At 68.1% G+C, this 14,800-nt stretch carries 16 protein-coding genes; 7 read left to right on the forward strand and 9 right to left on the reverse strand.

Translation table 11 applies throughout. The features are described 5' to 3' along the window. Nucleotides 1-82 precede the first annotated feature (82 nt). Nucleotides 83-586, forward strand: a complete 504-nt coding sequence (locus ABH933_RS26455; RefSeq protein ID WP_429426103.1) for a MarR family winged helix-turn-helix transcriptional regulator — start codon at nucleotides 83-85, stop codon at nucleotides 584-586. 9 nt (nucleotides 587-595) lie between these two features. On the opposite strand, the gene ABH933_RS26460 is transcribed toward ABH933_RS26455, so the two are convergent. From ABH933_RS26460 to ABH933_RS26480, 5 genes are all read right to left on the reverse strand, one after another. Then, the gene (locus ABH933_RS26460; protein ID WP_429426101.1) at nucleotides 596-997 is read right to left on the reverse strand and encodes a PaaI family thioesterase; all 402 of its coding nucleotides are present in this window, start codon (nucleotides 995-997) and stop codon (nucleotides 596-598) included. Between the two features lie 57 nt (nucleotides 998-1,054). Further along, nucleotides 1,055-1,285 (reverse strand): DUF397 domain-containing protein, encoded by a 231-nt coding sequence (locus ABH933_RS26465; protein WP_215921236.1) that lies wholly within the window; start codon nucleotides 1,283-1,285, stop codon nucleotides 1,055-1,057. Between the two features lie 310 nt (nucleotides 1,286-1,595). Further along, entirely contained in the window at nucleotides 1,596-2,702 is a 1,107-nt protein-coding gene (galK, locus tag ABH933_RS26470) for a galactokinase (protein WP_429426099.1), read from the reverse strand. Next, nucleotides 2,699-3,793, reverse strand: a complete 1,095-nt coding sequence (gene galT / locus ABH933_RS26475) for a galactose-1-phosphate uridylyltransferase (protein ID WP_429426097.1) — start codon at nucleotides 3,791-3,793, stop codon at nucleotides 2,699-2,701. Before galT ends, galK begins: the two co-directional genes overlap by 4 nt. Before the next feature lie 357 nt (nucleotides 3,794-4,150). Beyond that, nucleotides 4,151-4,555: a hypothetical protein gene (locus ABH933_RS26480; protein WP_429426095.1), complete on the reverse strand. Its 405-nt coding sequence runs from the start codon at nucleotides 4,553-4,555 to the stop codon at nucleotides 4,151-4,153. Between the two features lie 232 nt (nucleotides 4,556-4,787). On the opposite strand from ABH933_RS26480, the gene ABH933_RS26485 reads away from it, so the two are divergent. The 4 genes from ABH933_RS26485 to ABH933_RS26500 all read left to right on the forward strand — a co-directional run bounded on the left by ABH933_RS26485 (nucleotide 4,788) and on the right by ABH933_RS26500 (nucleotide 8,548). Then, entirely contained in the window at nucleotides 4,788-5,351 is a 564-nt protein-coding gene (locus tag ABH933_RS26485; RefSeq protein ID WP_429426093.1) for a sigma-70 family RNA polymerase sigma factor, read from the forward strand. Between the two features lie 161 nt (nucleotides 5,352-5,512). Beyond that, nucleotides 5,513-5,968 (forward strand): ubiquinol-cytochrome c reductase iron-sulfur subunit, encoded by a 456-nt coding sequence (locus ABH933_RS26490; RefSeq protein ID WP_429426091.1) that lies wholly within the window; start codon nucleotides 5,513-5,515, stop codon nucleotides 5,966-5,968. 176 nt (nucleotides 5,969-6,144) lie between these two features. Next, nucleotides 6,145-7,440 (forward strand): N-acetylmuramoyl-L-alanine amidase, encoded by a 1,296-nt coding sequence (locus tag ABH933_RS26495; RefSeq protein ID WP_429426089.1) that lies wholly within the window; start codon nucleotides 6,145-6,147, stop codon nucleotides 7,438-7,440. 217 nt (nucleotides 7,441-7,657) lie between these two features. Then, the gene (locus ABH933_RS26500) at nucleotides 7,658-8,548 is read left to right on the forward strand and encodes a DMT family transporter (protein ID WP_429426087.1); all 891 of its coding nucleotides are present in this window, start codon (nucleotides 7,658-7,660) and stop codon (nucleotides 8,546-8,548) included. Between the two features lie 293 nt (nucleotides 8,549-8,841). On the opposite strand, the gene ABH933_RS26505 is transcribed toward ABH933_RS26500, so the two are convergent. The 4 genes from ABH933_RS26505 to ABH933_RS26520 form a co-directional block, all read right to left on the reverse strand. Continuing rightward, complete coding sequence (locus ABH933_RS26505; RefSeq protein WP_429426085.1) at nucleotides 8,842-9,750, reverse strand: 2-hydroxyacid dehydrogenase; 909 nt, start codon at nucleotides 9,748-9,750, stop codon at nucleotides 8,842-8,844. Between the two features lie 31 nt (nucleotides 9,751-9,781). Beyond that, the gene (locus ABH933_RS26510; RefSeq protein WP_429426083.1) at nucleotides 9,782-10,849 is read right to left on the reverse strand and encodes a CobW family GTP-binding protein; all 1,068 of its coding nucleotides are present in this window, start codon (nucleotides 10,847-10,849) and stop codon (nucleotides 9,782-9,784) included. Between the two features lie 13 nt (nucleotides 10,850-10,862). Next, nucleotides 10,863-11,300 carry an anti-sigma regulatory factor gene (locus tag ABH933_RS26515; RefSeq protein WP_429426413.1) on the reverse strand — a complete coding sequence of 146 codons (438 nt, stop codon included), beginning with the start codon at nucleotides 11,298-11,300 and terminating at the stop codon, nucleotides 10,863-10,865. A gap of 369 nt (nucleotides 11,301-11,669) precedes the next feature. Further along, a complete protein-coding gene (locus ABH933_RS26520; protein ID WP_429426081.1) occupies nucleotides 11,670-12,569 on the reverse strand; it encodes a TIGR03560 family F420-dependent LLM class oxidoreductase in 900 nt (299 codons plus the stop codon). Nucleotides 12,570-12,717: 148 nt separating this feature from the next. On the opposite strand from ABH933_RS26520, the gene ABH933_RS26525 reads away from it, so the two are divergent. Then, nucleotides 12,718-13,152, forward strand: coding sequence for a MarR family winged helix-turn-helix transcriptional regulator (locus ABH933_RS26525; protein ID WP_429426079.1), 435 nt, complete (start codon nucleotides 12,718-12,720; stop codon nucleotides 13,150-13,152). Between the two features lie 181 nt (nucleotides 13,153-13,333). Next, nucleotides 13,334-14,761, forward strand: coding sequence for a ferritin-like domain-containing protein (locus ABH933_RS26530; protein WP_429426077.1), 1,428 nt, complete (start codon nucleotides 13,334-13,336; stop codon nucleotides 14,759-14,761). Nucleotides 14,762-14,800: the final 39 nt, after the last annotated feature.

The raw sequence follows: 14,800 nt of genomic DNA on the forward strand, positions 1-14,800 counted from the left end.
GCTGTGTGCTGTCAAGTGGATCGCGGGCGTCGGGCAGGTGACGCGCGGTGGCGGGCCGTGGTCGGAGGAGAGGGAGGCGCGCATGGAGCAGCAGCCGGTGCACGATGGGGATGCGTCGACGGTGAGCGTCGAGCAGCGGCGGCGACTCGCGACGCTGGTGCCGCTGATCTCGGCGTACCTGCGGCGCGCGCGCCATGACATGTCACCGGCGATGCGGCAGACGTTCGAGTCGGCGGGATTGGGACCGCGGCACGGCGCGGTGCTGATGTGCGTGTTGTCCTCGGGGCCATCGAGCGTCAGCGAGGTCGCGCGGCAGCTGGGGCTCGGGCTGACCAATGCCAGTCAGCTCAGCGGGGAGCTCACCCGCGCGGGTCTGCTGGAGCGTCGCAGCGACCCGGCCGATCACCGGCGCACCCTGCTGTCGGCCGCGCCGGAGCACCGGGCCGCGTTCGAGGAATTCCTGGCGCGCCGCGGTGCGGCGCTGTTCCGTGCGATGGGGCGGCTGACGCCGCAGGAGCAGGACGGTTTCATAGCCGGCCTGCAGGCCTGGGTCGACGAGATCGCCGTGGGGGAAGCGCGGGACTGACTTCCCGGACTACAGCACCGCCTGCGTCTGGGTGATCTTCGCGACGAGTTTGTCCGCGTCATCCCGGATTTCGGTCTCGACCACGATGAACGTGCGCCCGGCGTGCAGCGGCCGCGCCGTCGCCAGCGCATACCCCGAGCGCACCGCGCGCAGGAAGTTCGTCTTCGACTCCACCGTCGTCGTGCCCTGTTTGCCCTCCGGGAGATTCAGGAAGGCGCAGACCGCCGCGGTGGAATCCGCCAGTGCCATGAGCGCTCCGCCGTGCATCACTCCGCCGAGCGTGCACAGGTCCTCCTGCCAGGCAAGACGGCTGTGCACCACTTCGCGCCCGTGCTCGAGCACCTCGACACCGAGCTTCTCGGTGAACGGCATCGTCGTGTGGAACAGCTGTGTCCCGGCGGTATCGATCATGAAACGAGCTTGCCGCATTCAGTGCCCCGAGTCGATTACCTCGGGGGTAATCGTCCGTCACACCAGATCGTCGAATTCTCCCGCGCGGCAGCCGAGTATCCACGCGGACATTTCGGCGTGAGTGAACAGGAGCGTGCCCGCCTCGGGGCGATTGCTGTTGCGGACCGCGATCATTCCGCCCGAGAGCGTCGCGCATTCGACGCAGTGTCCGTCGGGTCCGCTGAAACTTGACTTGCGCCAGGCGATCTGGGCTGGACCTGCCGCGTTGACTGCATCGGAGTTGGTCATGATGTCCCTCCATGGGCATGTTGGCGGGCGAACCGCGTAACGCGAACGGTCACGGCGCCGATGGGTGCGAGCGGAAGGGTCGTGGGCGACCTTGCGGAGCGAACCGGGGGCACTTCGCGTTTTCGCGCACGACGAAGCCGAGCGTCAGCCTCGACAGTCGTGGGGTTGTGCAGGTCACGGCGAGGGCTGACCGGTGCACAGCCTCGCGGCGCGCTGCTGATGTAACTATTCCCATTCGGCTGCCCGGCTAACCATCCCCCGATGCCGTGTCATCCGCGGACTTCGGGAATCACGCCACCCGGTGTGGGAATCACGCCACCCGATGGGCGCCGGCCGACGGAATCGCCACGAATGTGCGCGGTCCGGCGAAATCCGCCGCCCGGAAGCGATTCTCGATCGCCGTCACAGTGGCAGCCGTGCGATCGGCGTCGACCAGCGCGATGATGCTGCCGCCGAATCCGCCGCCGACCATCCGCGCGCCGTGGGCCCCGGCCTCGAGTGCGGCCTCGACGGCCGCATCCAGCTGGGGCGTGGAAATCTCGAAATCGTCGCGCAGCGACGCGTGCCCGGCCGTGAGGATCGGCCCGATCTCGCGCGGATCCCGGCCCCGCCGCAGCATGTCGACGACCTCGAGCACCCGGGCGTTCTCCGAGACGATGTGGCGGGCCCGCTTGCGCGGCGCCGGCGCCGGAATCTGCTCGACCGCAGCGATATCGGTGATCTCGCGCAGCGAGCGCACGCCGAGGGCGGCCGCGGCCTCCTCGCATTCGCGGCGGCGATCGGCGTAGCCGCCGCCCGCGTGGTGATGCGGGGTGTTGGTGTCGGCGACCAGCAGCGCCAGCCCGGCCGCGGCCAGATCGAACGGCACTTGGGCGTGCTCGCCCTTGCCGAAGTCCAGGAACAGCGCGTGCCCGGCCGTGCAGAGCACCGACGCGGACTGGTCCAGCGTGCCGGTGGCCGCGCCGACGTACGAGTTCTCCGCGGCCCGGCCGATATCGATGAGCTCGGCATCGGTGACCGCCCCGGCGAACAGGTCGCGCAGGGCCACGGCCACCGCACATTCCACCGCCGCCGAGGAGGACAGTCCGGCGCCGACGGGTACCGCGCCGTCCAGCACGAGCTCCACGCCGCCGATCGACCGGCCGCGCCGGGAGAACTCGTATACGACCCCGAGCGGATACCGGGCCCAGCCGGCCACCGTCGAATCCGCAAGTCCGGCAACGGGTTCGCTGATGAGTTCGCCGGGGTGCTGGCGCGAGGAGACCGTCACCGTCCCGTCGGAGGTGGCGCGCGCGGTGCAGCTCACCACGTGCGGCAGCGCGATCGGCAGCGCATACCCGTCGTTGTAGTCGGTGTGCTCACCGATGATGTTGACCCGCCCGGGCGCCACCCACACCCCGCGCTGTATCGCATTCATGATGTCGCGACCTCTCGCAGTTCGGCCGCGACCGTCTCCGGCGTGGTATCGCTGACGAAGACGTTCATGCCGGATTCGGACCCGGCCAGGTACTTCAGCTTCCCGGGCGCGCGGCGAATCGAGAACAGCTGCAGGTGCAGCCACCAATCATCGCGCGCTGCACCGGATTTCGGCGTGGGGGCCTGATTCCACGCGGCGATGTAGGGCATCGGATCGTCGAAGCGGTGCGCGAAGCGGCCCAGCACGTCCAGGTACAGTTCCGCGAACGCGTCGCGCTGGGCGTCGTCGAGCTCGGGAATGTCGGCCACGCGGCGGTGTGGATACAGCTGCACCTCGTACGGCCAGCGCGCGAACGGCGGCACGAAGGCGGTCCACTCCTCGTTGGCCGCGACCACCCGCAGCCCGGCCGCGCGTTCGGCGGCCAGTACATCGCCGAACAGGTTGGCGCCGTGGGTTTTCCGGTACTGCGCCACATTGGCCGAGATCTTGGCGACGCGCGGGGTGACGAACGGGTACGCGTAGATCTGCCCGTGCGGATGGGACAGGGTCACTCCGATCTCCTCGCCATGGTTCTCGAAGCAGAACACCTGCCCGACGCCGTCGAGCTCGGCCAGTTCCGCGCTGCGATGGGCCCACACGTCGACCACCAGCCGCGCCCGTTGCCGATCCAGCTGGGCGAAGGACGAGTCGTGAACGCTGGTGAAGCACACCACCTCACAACGGCCGTATCCGTCGCGAAGCGGTGTGAGTGGCGAACCCTGCACCGTGGCGGGCCAATCCATGTGGTCGGTGGACAGCGAGGGGAACCGGTTCTCGAAAACGGCTACCTGGTAATCGGATTCGGGAACCTCGGTGGCTCGTTCCGGCGTGGACGGGCACAGCGGGCACATGTCGGCCGGCGGCAGGAAGGTCCGGGTCTGCCGATGCGAAGCCAGCACCACCCATTCGCCGAGCAGCGGATCGAAGCGCGTCTGTGAATGCGTGGTGGTCTGCGGCAGATCGCGGGTGTCGACCGCGGTGCGGGACACCGACTCCCGATCGAAATAGCGGATCTCGCGCCCGTCCGCGAGCGTGCGGCGTGTGGTAATCACCGGGCGGCTCGATGGGTAAGCAGGGGGGACGGTGAGCCGACGGAGCTTGCGGAGTCGGCGGGGTGGGTGAGCAGGGGGGACGGTGAGACGACGGAGCTTGCGGAGTCGGCGGGGTGGGTAAGCAGGGGGGACGGTGAGACGACGGAGCTTGCGGAGTCGGCGGGGTGGGTAAGCACAGTGGTGTACTTGTGCTCGTGAGCGAACGGCGCCATGACAACCTCCGATCGGGACGCGTGAGACTCGGTCCGGAGAGTACACGGGATGCATGTGAGCGCTCACATCGGGTCGCGGACACAACGCCGCCCGGGGGTCCGGGCGGCGTTCCGGAACAGGGAATTTCGGGCGGATGAGCCCCGGTCAGTACTCGCTGCCGAACAGCCCGCCCGGCCCGTAGGAGCCGGTGCTGGGCGGTGGCGGCACCATGACCCAGGCGCCGCAGTTGACGGCCTTGAAGCCGACGTCCGTCGCCTTGATCATGACCCGCACCGGGTTGCTGTGGGTGATGTCGCTCGCCACGATGTACCCGTTCGGATCGGCGTGGTCGCCGGGACCGGCGATCTTCCACAGGCGCTGCCAGTAACACGCGTGCACCGGGTCGTGAGACCCCGCCGACTGATAAATGCCGGGGGTGATATCGATACCCACCCGGTAGATCCCGTCACCGGGCATCGCCTTCGCCGGTGCGGCGCTGGCGGTTCCGGTGGCGAGCAGCGTCGCGGCGGAGGCCATGGCCCCCGCGACCGCGAGCGTGCCTGAACGCACGACGTTTCCTCCTGAAGCTAGGGTGGCGCCGCCGAGCGCGGACGGCCCCGGGAGTTTCCGGTGCTCCCGGGGTTGGTCTATCAGAATTGCTCGCGCCGGTTGCTCGAATCGGCGAAATTTGTGATCGGTCCGCACCGTGCGCTGTGTCGGCCGGTTGATACCCACTGTGTCGCGACGGCGATAGACACCACGAAATCGTTGCAGTTCCGGGGACTGCTCGCGATATAGGGGCATGACTGCTCTGCGAGCCCTCGCCCCGGAGACCGCGTGCGGCGCCGGCTGTGCGCACCTGTGTAACGACGAAGGTCTGGCGGCCGTCATCGCCGCCGACGGCGCGCTCCTGCAGTGGCGGGCCAGGCGCAGCCTGGGCGATCCGGGACTGGCCGAACACGCCGTGCAGGAGACGCTGCTGCGGGGCTGGCGCGCATGCGCCACCTACAGTGCGGCCCGGGGCAGCGTGCGCACCTGGCTCCTGGCGATCGAGGCCAATGTGCTCACCGACATCGCGCGCATGCGGGCGGTGCGGCCGGTCGAGACCAGTTGGGAGGCCGATGAGCGGCCGGTCGACATCCGATGCGCGCGCCCGGATTTCACCGAGCGTCTGGCCGACGGCATGCTCGTGGACGAGCTGCTGGCGCGGCTGCCGGTGCCGCAACGCGACGCGGTGGTCCAGGTGATCCTGCGCGACCGCGCGTATCAGGACGTGGCCGACGACCTGGGAGTGCCGGTCGGCACCGTCAAGACCCGGGTGCACTACGCGCTGCGCTCGCTGCGGCAGTTACCCCGCCCGGCGTGACAATGCTCAATCATGGTGCGGGCCCCGAACATGATCGTGAACTCGTCCGATGCGGACGGCGGCGCGAGTAGGGTTGCCCTGAACCGAATTCGGCCCCGATACGTTCGTTGAGGTAGTCGCTGCGTTTCGGTACGCCGCATCACACGTAGGGAGTTATGCCGATGACCCGTCACGATCTTTCCGCAGGTCCCGTCGATCGCCGCACCGCCCTGGCCGGGGCGGGCGTCACCGCGGCGGCGCTGACCCTGGCCGCCGCCTGCAGCTCGAACGACTCCTCCGCGCCCGCGGCCTCCTCGGCGACCGTTGCTCCGGCGGCATCGGGCGCGCCGGCCGCGCCCTCCGGTGCGCTGGTGTCCACGGCCCAAGTCCCGGTCGGGGGCGGGGTCATCGTCGGGGACACCGTCGTCACCCAGCCCACCGCGGGCACCTTCGAGGGGTTCTCCACGACCTGCACCCACGCCGGATGCAAGGTCAACCAGGTCGTCAACGGCCTGATTCAATGCCCCTGCCACGGGAGCGAATTCCACCTGGACGGCAGTGTTGCCCGCGGCCCGGCGAGCCGCCCGCTGGATGCCCACCCCGTCAAGGTCAGCGGCGACAGCGTCATCCGGGCATAACGGATGCCGAAATGTTGCGGAAGCCTGAGAATCCGAGGGGGGTGCGAGACAGTGAACTCCAACACCGTTATGCTCACCAGTAACAACCGCAACAGCAGTAACAGCTAGGGCGGTATCGCGCCCCAGCTGTGCTCCTGGAACCGTCAGACGGTGCCAGCACGGATTTGGAGGGCGTTGTGTTCTCTCGCCAGCTGTTATGCCGCACACCGAATATCGCCCGGGCCGGAATGTGCCTGGTCGTCACCGCGGCCGCCGTCACGGCGGGCTTGGCCCCGGTGGCCTACGCCGCCCCGGTCCCGCCGGATGTGGCGACTAAACTCGCAGGTAAGACCGTATTTCTGGACCCCGGGCATCAGGGACCCGATCACACCCAGAATCTCGCCAGGCCGGTCAACAACGGCCGTGGCGGTACCAAAGAGTGCCAGACCACCGGAATGACCGCGCTCGACGGCACGCCCGAGCACACGATCAACTGGCGGGTTGCCAGCCTGGTCAAGCAGTCGCTCGAGGCGCTGGGCGCCCGAGTGGTGATGAGCCGTCAGGACGACACCGGGTGGGGTGGCTGCGTCGATGAACGCGCCGCGGCGGCCAACCGATCGGGTGCGGACATCGCGATCAGCATTCATGCCGACAGCGCACCCCCGCAGGACCGCGGATTCCACATGATCGTTCCGCAACTGCCGGTTCCGAACGCCAAGGTCAACCAGGTGCAGGCCGGGGCCGGGATGGCCGCGACCAAGGCCGTTCGGGACGCCTACGTGAAGGCGGGGTTCCCCGAGGCCACCTACGCCGGCGCGGTCAACGGCCTGCAGACCCGCTCCGATATCGTCGGGCCCGCGCTGACCGAGGTGCCCGACGTCTTCATCGAGATGGGCAACGGCGCGAACAAGGACGACGCCGCGCAGCTGGTCTCCAATGACGGCCAGATCAAGCACGCGATCGCCATCACCACCGGGCTGGTCACCTACCTTCTGGGCGGACAGCCCTCGAGTGGTTCCGCGGACAGCCGGGCGGCGGCTCCGCTGCCCGGGCAGCCCAATGCGGTCCCGGCGGCGAACCTGGCTCCGGGTGCGGCGCAGGACCCGCCCCAGAGCCCCGCGCCCACCGCGGCACCCACGGCGCCGGAGCAGAGCGCGCCCAGTGCTTATACCCCCGGCACCGCGCCGCAATACCAGGCGCCGGGTACCGCGCCGCAGAACCAGTCCGTGCCGGGGGCAACGCCGCAACCGGGCACGAGCATCACCCCGGGTACCCAGACCCAGCCGGGCGCCGCCAATTCCACGGACCCCAACTCCGCGATGGCGACCCTGATTATCAGCGCGATCAAGCTGCTCGCCCCGCTGGGCAAGGCCCTGGGCCTCGGTGATCTGGCGAATTCGGAACTGATCAACCTCGCGTACACCCTGGTGTCGACCCTGATCGGTGCGGCCGGTAACGCGGCGACCGCTGCCGCGGGTGCCATGACGAAGTAGCGTTGTCGCTCGACTCAGCGCCCTGCCGCCCGAACACAGCGGCAGGGCGCATTCGTATCCGGGTGATCGGATGGCGCGGCTCGGAACCCGGGGCGTGGCGATGTGGCAGCCGATGGTGCTGTTCGGGCCCGGAATATGTCGGACCGGTCTGCCATTGTGATCAATGCAGTTTGTCGGCCCGGTGAGCAATCCGGGATGAGCAGTGGAGCGAGGCACGATGACCCGGCGCGGGTGGGTGTTATTTCTGGCGATGGGCGTCATCTGGGGTGTGCCGTACGCGATGATCCGTATTGCGGTGCGGGACTTCGATCCGGTGGTGGTGGCCTTCGGCCGCACCGCGCTCGGCGCCCTGCTGCTCCTGCCTGTTGCGTTGTACACCAAGGCCCTCGGGCCGGTGTTGCGGCGATGGGGCTGGCTGCTGGCCTACACCCTGGTCGAGATCACCGGACCGTGGCTGCTCATCGGCTCGGCCGAGACGAAGTTGACCAGTTCGACCGTGGGGCTGCTGATTGCCGCGGTGCCGCTGATCGCGGTGGTGATCGTGGCAGTGCTGGGGCACGATCGCATCGATGCCCGCCGCATCGTCGGTCTGATCGTCGGATTCGGCGGTGTCGCAACGCTTGTCGGCCTGGGGCTGGACTTCTCCGATATGGGCGCGTTCGCGGCCATCGGAGTCACCGCGATCGGCTACGCCGTCGGCCCGGTCATCATCAACCGTAAACTCGCCGACCTGCCGTCCATGGGCGTGGTCGCGGCATCGCTGGCCCTCGCCGCGCTGATCTATGCCCCGTTCGCGGCCTGGCGATGGCCGGCCCGGTTCACCGCCAGCGCCAGTTGGTCGGTGGTCGGTCTCGCCGTAATCTGCACTGCTGCGGCATTTCTCGTGTTCTTCGCGCTTATCGCCGAGGTGGGCCCGGCCCGCGCCACGGTCATCACCTACATCAACCCGGCAGTGGCGCTGCTCATCGGCGTCGCCCTGCTCGGCGAGCCCCTCACGGTGGGTATGGCAATCGGCTTCCCCCTGGTCATCATCGGCTCGATCCTCGGCACCGCCCGCGCCAAACGGCAACCGGCACCGCACCCCGTCGAAGTGAGTGTGGGGGAGTAGAAGCCGGCACACGCCGTCGGCCATGCTCTGGTCCGTCTCGGGTCGTAGCCGCGCTCAAATGCTACGAGATGCTCGCAGCTCGTGGTCGAGCGGAGGGCCGAACTGAGGGGAGCGCGACGACGCTGCTGAAGATCTTGGCTCAGCGGTTCGGTCCGCCGTCCGAGGCTGTCGAGCAGAAGGTGCGTGCTGCGGCGATCGAGAGGCTTGAGGTGTGGACCGATCGGGTATTGACCGGGACCAGTGTGGACGAGGTGCTGGCTTGACTCGGGCCTCTCGTTCAATCGGGTGACGGGTTAGGGCATTTCATCTGCGCTCGATCGCAGGCCGTTGAGTATTTGGTTCTGCATGGTCAGGTGGGACTGGGGGCTTAGATAGACGACGGGTGGGTAGATGAAGCCGGGGGAGTCTTCGAAGTATGAGATCGTTTCGGCTGTTGCGTGATTGAGGATTGCGCGGAGCTCGCCGGTGTTGGTGCGTTCACGGAGGGCCGCGAGGTCCAGCAGGGCGAGGGGGGCCGTGCAGACCAGGACGGTGCCGGTGGGGATGGTGGCGATGCGGTCTGCGTGGAGGATGTTGCGGGTTTGATCCGTCAGTGCCAGGTTGACCGAGACGAAATCGGCTTCGGCTAGGAGCGCGTCCAGCTCCTGGTAGTGAAAATCGCTGGTGTCTTTGCGATGTCGCGACCAGTAGTGCACCTCGGCGCCTAGACCTTGGGCCATGTGGGCCACTCGCGTGCCGATGGTACCCAGCCCGACGACCGCAACCCGGCTGCCCCGGAACTGGCGGGCGGGGTAGGCGAGCGGAAACAGGTTGCCCTCGCTGCGCAGTCGCCGGCCCTCGGGCAGGCCCGACGCCTGCTCCAGCATGGTCGCCAGCACGAACTGGGCCACCGGCTCGGTGGTGTAGTCCGGCAGGGTGCGCACCGTGATTCCGCGGGCGCGGGCGTAGTCGACATCGACGACATCGAATGCGGTCGAGGCGACCTGCAGGTGACGCAGCCGCGGCGCGGCATCGATCTCCTTGCGGCCGAACGGAACCGCGAAGGCCAGCACGACCGCCTCCGCATCGGCCAGCTCGCCGACGGGATCCGAACCGCGCGGCACCGTCACCACGGTGGTGGCGAAGGCATCCAATTCCGCGCGATGCTCGGCATCCAGAACCGCCTCGACCCCGCCGACGATCACAATCTTCCCAAAGCTCACGCCCGGCACTGTAGCGGCGGGAGGTGACACGTCAGATTAGTGCAGCCGCCGACACCTCGTCGTCGCTGAGCTCGCGCGGCACGTATCGCCACACCCCGAGCAACGTCTGTTCGTCCAGCGGTTCTTCCGCGGTGTGGACGGTATCGCGCAGGCGAGCCTCCGCGGCGGCGGTATCCAATCCGGATCCGATGAGGACCAGGCGGGTTTCGCGAGTTTCGCCACGGGACCAGGCCGTCGGTTCGAACACGACATGGCGACCCACCATGTGCAGCAGGAACTTTCGTCGATCGCCGGGGACGGCGAACGCCACGCAGCCCTTCGCGCGGAACAGGCCCGGGGGTGGATCCTCGAGCAGTGCGATGAGCCTGCGCGGATCGAGATCCGTTGTGCTGGTGAAAGATACGCTGTCGTAATCATCGTGCAGGTGATGATGATCGGCATCGCCGTGGTCGTGGTCGTGGAGCAGTTCATCGAAGCTGAGCTGCTCGGCGACGGTCGGCGCGGAGCGTTCGGGCGGGTCGAACAGCAGCTCCGGGTCGATGCGGCCGTGCGTGGTCGCGTGAACCGGCACTCCGCGCACCAGCTCGCCGATCTCGCGACGCAGCAGCTCGAGGCGCTCCGCAGGCACCCGATCGGCCTTGTTCACCACCACCAGATCGGCGAGCCGCAAGTGACTCGCCAGTTCCGGATGCCGGTCGCGGCTGTCCCGGAAGTGCTCGGCGTCGACCACCTCGATCAGTCCGCCGTACCCGATTCGCGGATTGTCGGTACCGATCACCATCCGAATCAGATTGCGCGGCTCCGCCAGACCGCTCGCCTCGACCACGATCACGTCGATGCGGTTGGCGGGGTGGGCCAATCGGGTGAACATCTGGTCGAGCTCGCCGACATCCACTGCGCAACAGACACATCCGTTGCCCATCGATACCATCGCGTCGACCTGACCCGCCACCAGCATCGCGTCGATGTTCACCGCACCGAAGTCGTTGACCACCACGCCGATTCGTGCGTGGCGCTGCCGCAGCAGGAAGTTCAGCAGCGTCGTCTTACCGGCCCCGAGGAATCCGGCGACGATCAGTACGGGAATGCGCCGAGTCATCCGGCCCACCCTACTAGTGCCCCCGCGGCCCTCGATACGCGCTGGCCGGTATCCACTTCCACATCTCCACCAGCGTGCCCTGTCCGGGCGCCGACTCGATCGACAGCCCATCCATCAGGCGGCGCGCGCCGGGCAGCCCGAGCCCCAGGCGCCGTCCGGAGGTGATGCCCTCCCCGAGCGCGGCGACGGTGTCCGGGATGCCGGGACCCTCATCGCGGGCCTGCACGACCAGTGCGTCGCGGCCCTGAACATCGCTCACCCGCAGGCGGATCTCGCCGTGACCGGCGTAGCTGGTGATATTGCGGGCCACCTCGGAGATGGCGGTGGAGATCATGGTGACGTCGGTGGGAGAGAAACCGAGTTCGATGGCGCATTCGCGCCCCGCCTGGCGTGCGGTGGCGATATCGGTGGAGACGGCGATGGGTATCGCTGCGGCCTCCGGGTCGTGCAGCGCGAACCGGGCGGTTGCGGAGCGTGTGGCGATCGGCGCGGATGTCTGCCTCGGTGGTGTGTACTCCCACCTGTGCACGCTGCGCCCCTTTCTGCATCGCCCCGTGGTCGGGCGATTCCTTCTCTCCCGCATCCCGCGATCTGCGGAGGGGACTCATGCGCCGGCGGGCAAAGGTCGGTGAGTGGCACCCCGTTCGCCTGACCCGGGAACTTGACACTAGTCGCAATCGTCCCGGGCCGCACGCGCGTCATTGCGACAGTGCAGGCCGTCCGGCAGATCAATTCTGCTCTATTGCCGTTCGGAGCTCAATGTGAGATGCCCGGCAGCGCGTGCCGTCGCGATGGGGGTGGCGTTTCGTGGTGGAGTGCTCTAGAGCGCGTGCACCTCCGGCAGCAGTTCGGCCAGCTGTGCCAATCGCTTCTCGTCCCAGGGCCCCTGCACGCCGAGCATCACGTGTTCGATGCCGAGGCCGGCCAGTTCGCCCATGTGCTCGACGAAGTTCTCGGCGGTCGGATCGAGGTGGGTGGCGATGGTCTTCTCGATCTCGTCGAAGTCCCGGCCGACGTCGCCGCAGTGCGCGCGCAGCACCTCGAGCTTGTGCACGATGTCGTCCGCGTATCCGGCGTCGGGCAGATCGAACAGGCTGCATGCGTCGCCGTACTGGGCGACCAGCCGCAGCGTCTTGCGTTCGCCACTGCCCGCGATCAGGATCGGCGGGCGCGGGCGCTGCACCGAATTCGGCGAGTTGAGCGGGCGGGCCAGGTCGTAATGCTTTCCGTGGAAGGGTGTTTCATCGCCATCCCACATCCGGTGGGAGATCTGGAGCAACTCCTCCAGCATCTCGAAGCGTTGCCCGAGTGAGGGGAACGGGATGCCCAGGCCGTCGGTCTCGAAGATGCCCTCCAGCTTCGCCGGATCGATCGCCGCGCCCGCACCGACGCCGAAATACATTCTGCCGCCGCTCAATACGTCCAGCGCGGTGAGCGACTTGAGCAGTACGCCCGGATGCCGATAGGCCACCGAGGTCACCAGCGTGCCCAGGCGGATGCGCTTGGTTATCCCGGCCAGGAAGCCAAGTGTCGCATAGGCTTCGAACATCGGGGATTCCTGCGGTAGCCCCGTCATGCGGATCTGGAAGAAGTGGTCCATCACCCACAGGCTGTCGACTCCCGACTCGTCGGCTTGCTGGGCGAGATCGGCGATGGTGGGGCCGAGGCGTTCGGGCGGAACGGGATTGGAGAAGTTGGTCAGGCTGATGCCAAGCTTCATCGCTTACCTCCGATGTTATCGTTAGCTGCACAACGATCTTATCGTAAGTCGGCTAACGAACTCAAGGCGTACGTCCGCATCCTCTCCGGCCGTGCGTCGTCCACGGACGGATCGACCGGGAGCGCCCATTGGCTACTCTGAATCCATCATGACCGCCGATTCGTCCGATGACTTCCTCACCGCGTACTGGACCGCCAAGCACGCGCTGGTGGTGGCGTCCGCATCCGCCTACGCCCGGCACGGGGTGTACGAGGGGCAGCAGTTCATCCTGCGCACCCTGTGGGCGCAGGACGGCCTGACGCCGGGGGAGGTCGCCAAGCGGCTGAGCCTGTCCACCCCGACCGTGACCAGGGCGACCAGCCGCATGGAGGCCGCGGGCCTGCTGCGCCGCGAACCCCACCCCACCGATCGCCGGCTGGTCCGGCTGCACCTCACCGATCGCGGCCGCGACCTCGAGGCCACCATCGAGGACGAGATGGCCGGTCTGACCGAGCGCGCGCTGGCCGGATTCGACGATGCCGAGCGCGAGGCCGTCGTGCGGGCCCTGGACCGGATTCGCCACAATCTGACGCCCACGGACTGAGGTCGGGCCGCGGCCCGAACGGCTCAGGGTTGTTCTCCGGCAGTGAAACCGCGCGCGGAGTGCTCGCGCGCGGGCGATGATGAAACCCGTCTCCGCGGCCGAGCCCGCCGGGACGTCGCTGAGCGGAGTGGCCGCCTGGCGTAACGGCCGCCGCATCGGATGTACCGCCGAGGGGAACAGCATGACCCAGACATCACACGATCCCGCCGCGTCGGCGATCCCGTCCGGCGGTCGCGGGCGGCTGGCGCAGGTGATCGCCACCAGGGGTGGCCTGGCCGCGCCCGAGGCGCCCTTCCGCATCGAACACCGCGAGGCGCTCATCTACATGCTGTGCCAGGCCGCCGAACTCGAGCACGGCATCATGTGCCAGTACCTGTTCGCGGCGTTCTCACTCAAGCAGAGCACGCAGGAGGGGCTCACCGCGGAGCAGGCCGAGATGGTCGTGCGCTGGCGCAAGACCATCGGGCACGTCGCGGCGCAGGAGATGCTGCACCTGGCGCTGGTGCAGAATCTGCTCTCCGCGATCGGCGCCGCACCGCATTTCGCGCGGCCGAATCTGCCGCTGCCCGCTGCCCATTACCCGGCCGGGGTGCAGCTCGCACTGCTGCCGTTCGGTCGAGAGGCCCTGGCGCACTTCATGTTTCTGGAACGCCCCGAGGGCATGGACCTCGAGGATGCCCAGGGCATGGCGACCATCGAGCGGGCGGTGTCCTCGACGCAGGCTGGTGAGATCGTGCCCAGGGTGCAGGATTTCGCGACGGTCGGGCACCTGTACCGATCCATCGAGCACGGATTCGATCGGCTCGCCGAAAAGTACAGCGAACGCTGGCTTTTCGTCGGCCCGCCGCGGGCGCAGGCGGTCGAGAAGTACTTCCGGTGGCCCGAGCTGATCGCGGTCACCGATATCACCACCGCGCACCGTGCCATAGACACCATCCTGGAGCAGGGAGAGGGAGCGCGCGGCGACTGGCGCGAGGCACATTTCGGCCAGTTCGTGGCGATACTGGACGAGTACGAACAGGCCGTCGCCGCGGACCCGGACTTCGACCCGGTCCGGCCGGTCATCGCCGCCAACGTCCGCGAACCCGAACGGACACAACAGGTCCCGCTGATCACCGATCCGCAGACCGCGCGAGTGACCGATCTGTTCAATGTCGGCTACGAGATTCTGCTGCAGATGTTCGAGCGGTTCTTCGCACATACCGAGGAGACCGACGCCCAGCTGGGAACCCTGTCCGATGCCGCGGTCGGGCTGATGTTCCGGGTGATCAACCCGCTCGGCGAGCTGATCACCACGCTGCCCGCCGGGCCGGATCATCCCGGCTGCACGGTGGGGCCCAGTTTCGAACTGTTCTACGAGACGGACTATTTGATGCCGCACCGGGAGGCGGCATGGATTCTGCTGGCCGAGCGGCTCGGCGAGGCGGTCGCGCTGTGCGAGGACATCCGAGCCGAGGCCGGCGGCGCGGTCGCCGAGCAACTGGGCAGGGTCTCCAGCGGGCTGGCCGACATCCAGAAGACACTGGCCGCGCACGTGCCGGACTGGGACCTGCATGCGCATCCGGCGAGTTCCACCGCGCCCTCCGATCAGCCGGACAGCGCGAGCTGAGGCGGCCGGACCGTTCGAATTCGGCTGGGGCGGTGAAGA

This window comes from Nocardia sp. GP40 (assembly GCF_050434125.1).
GTDB classification, from domain to species: Bacteria; Actinomycetota; Actinomycetes; order Mycobacteriales; family Mycobacteriaceae; genus Nocardia; species Nocardia albiluteola.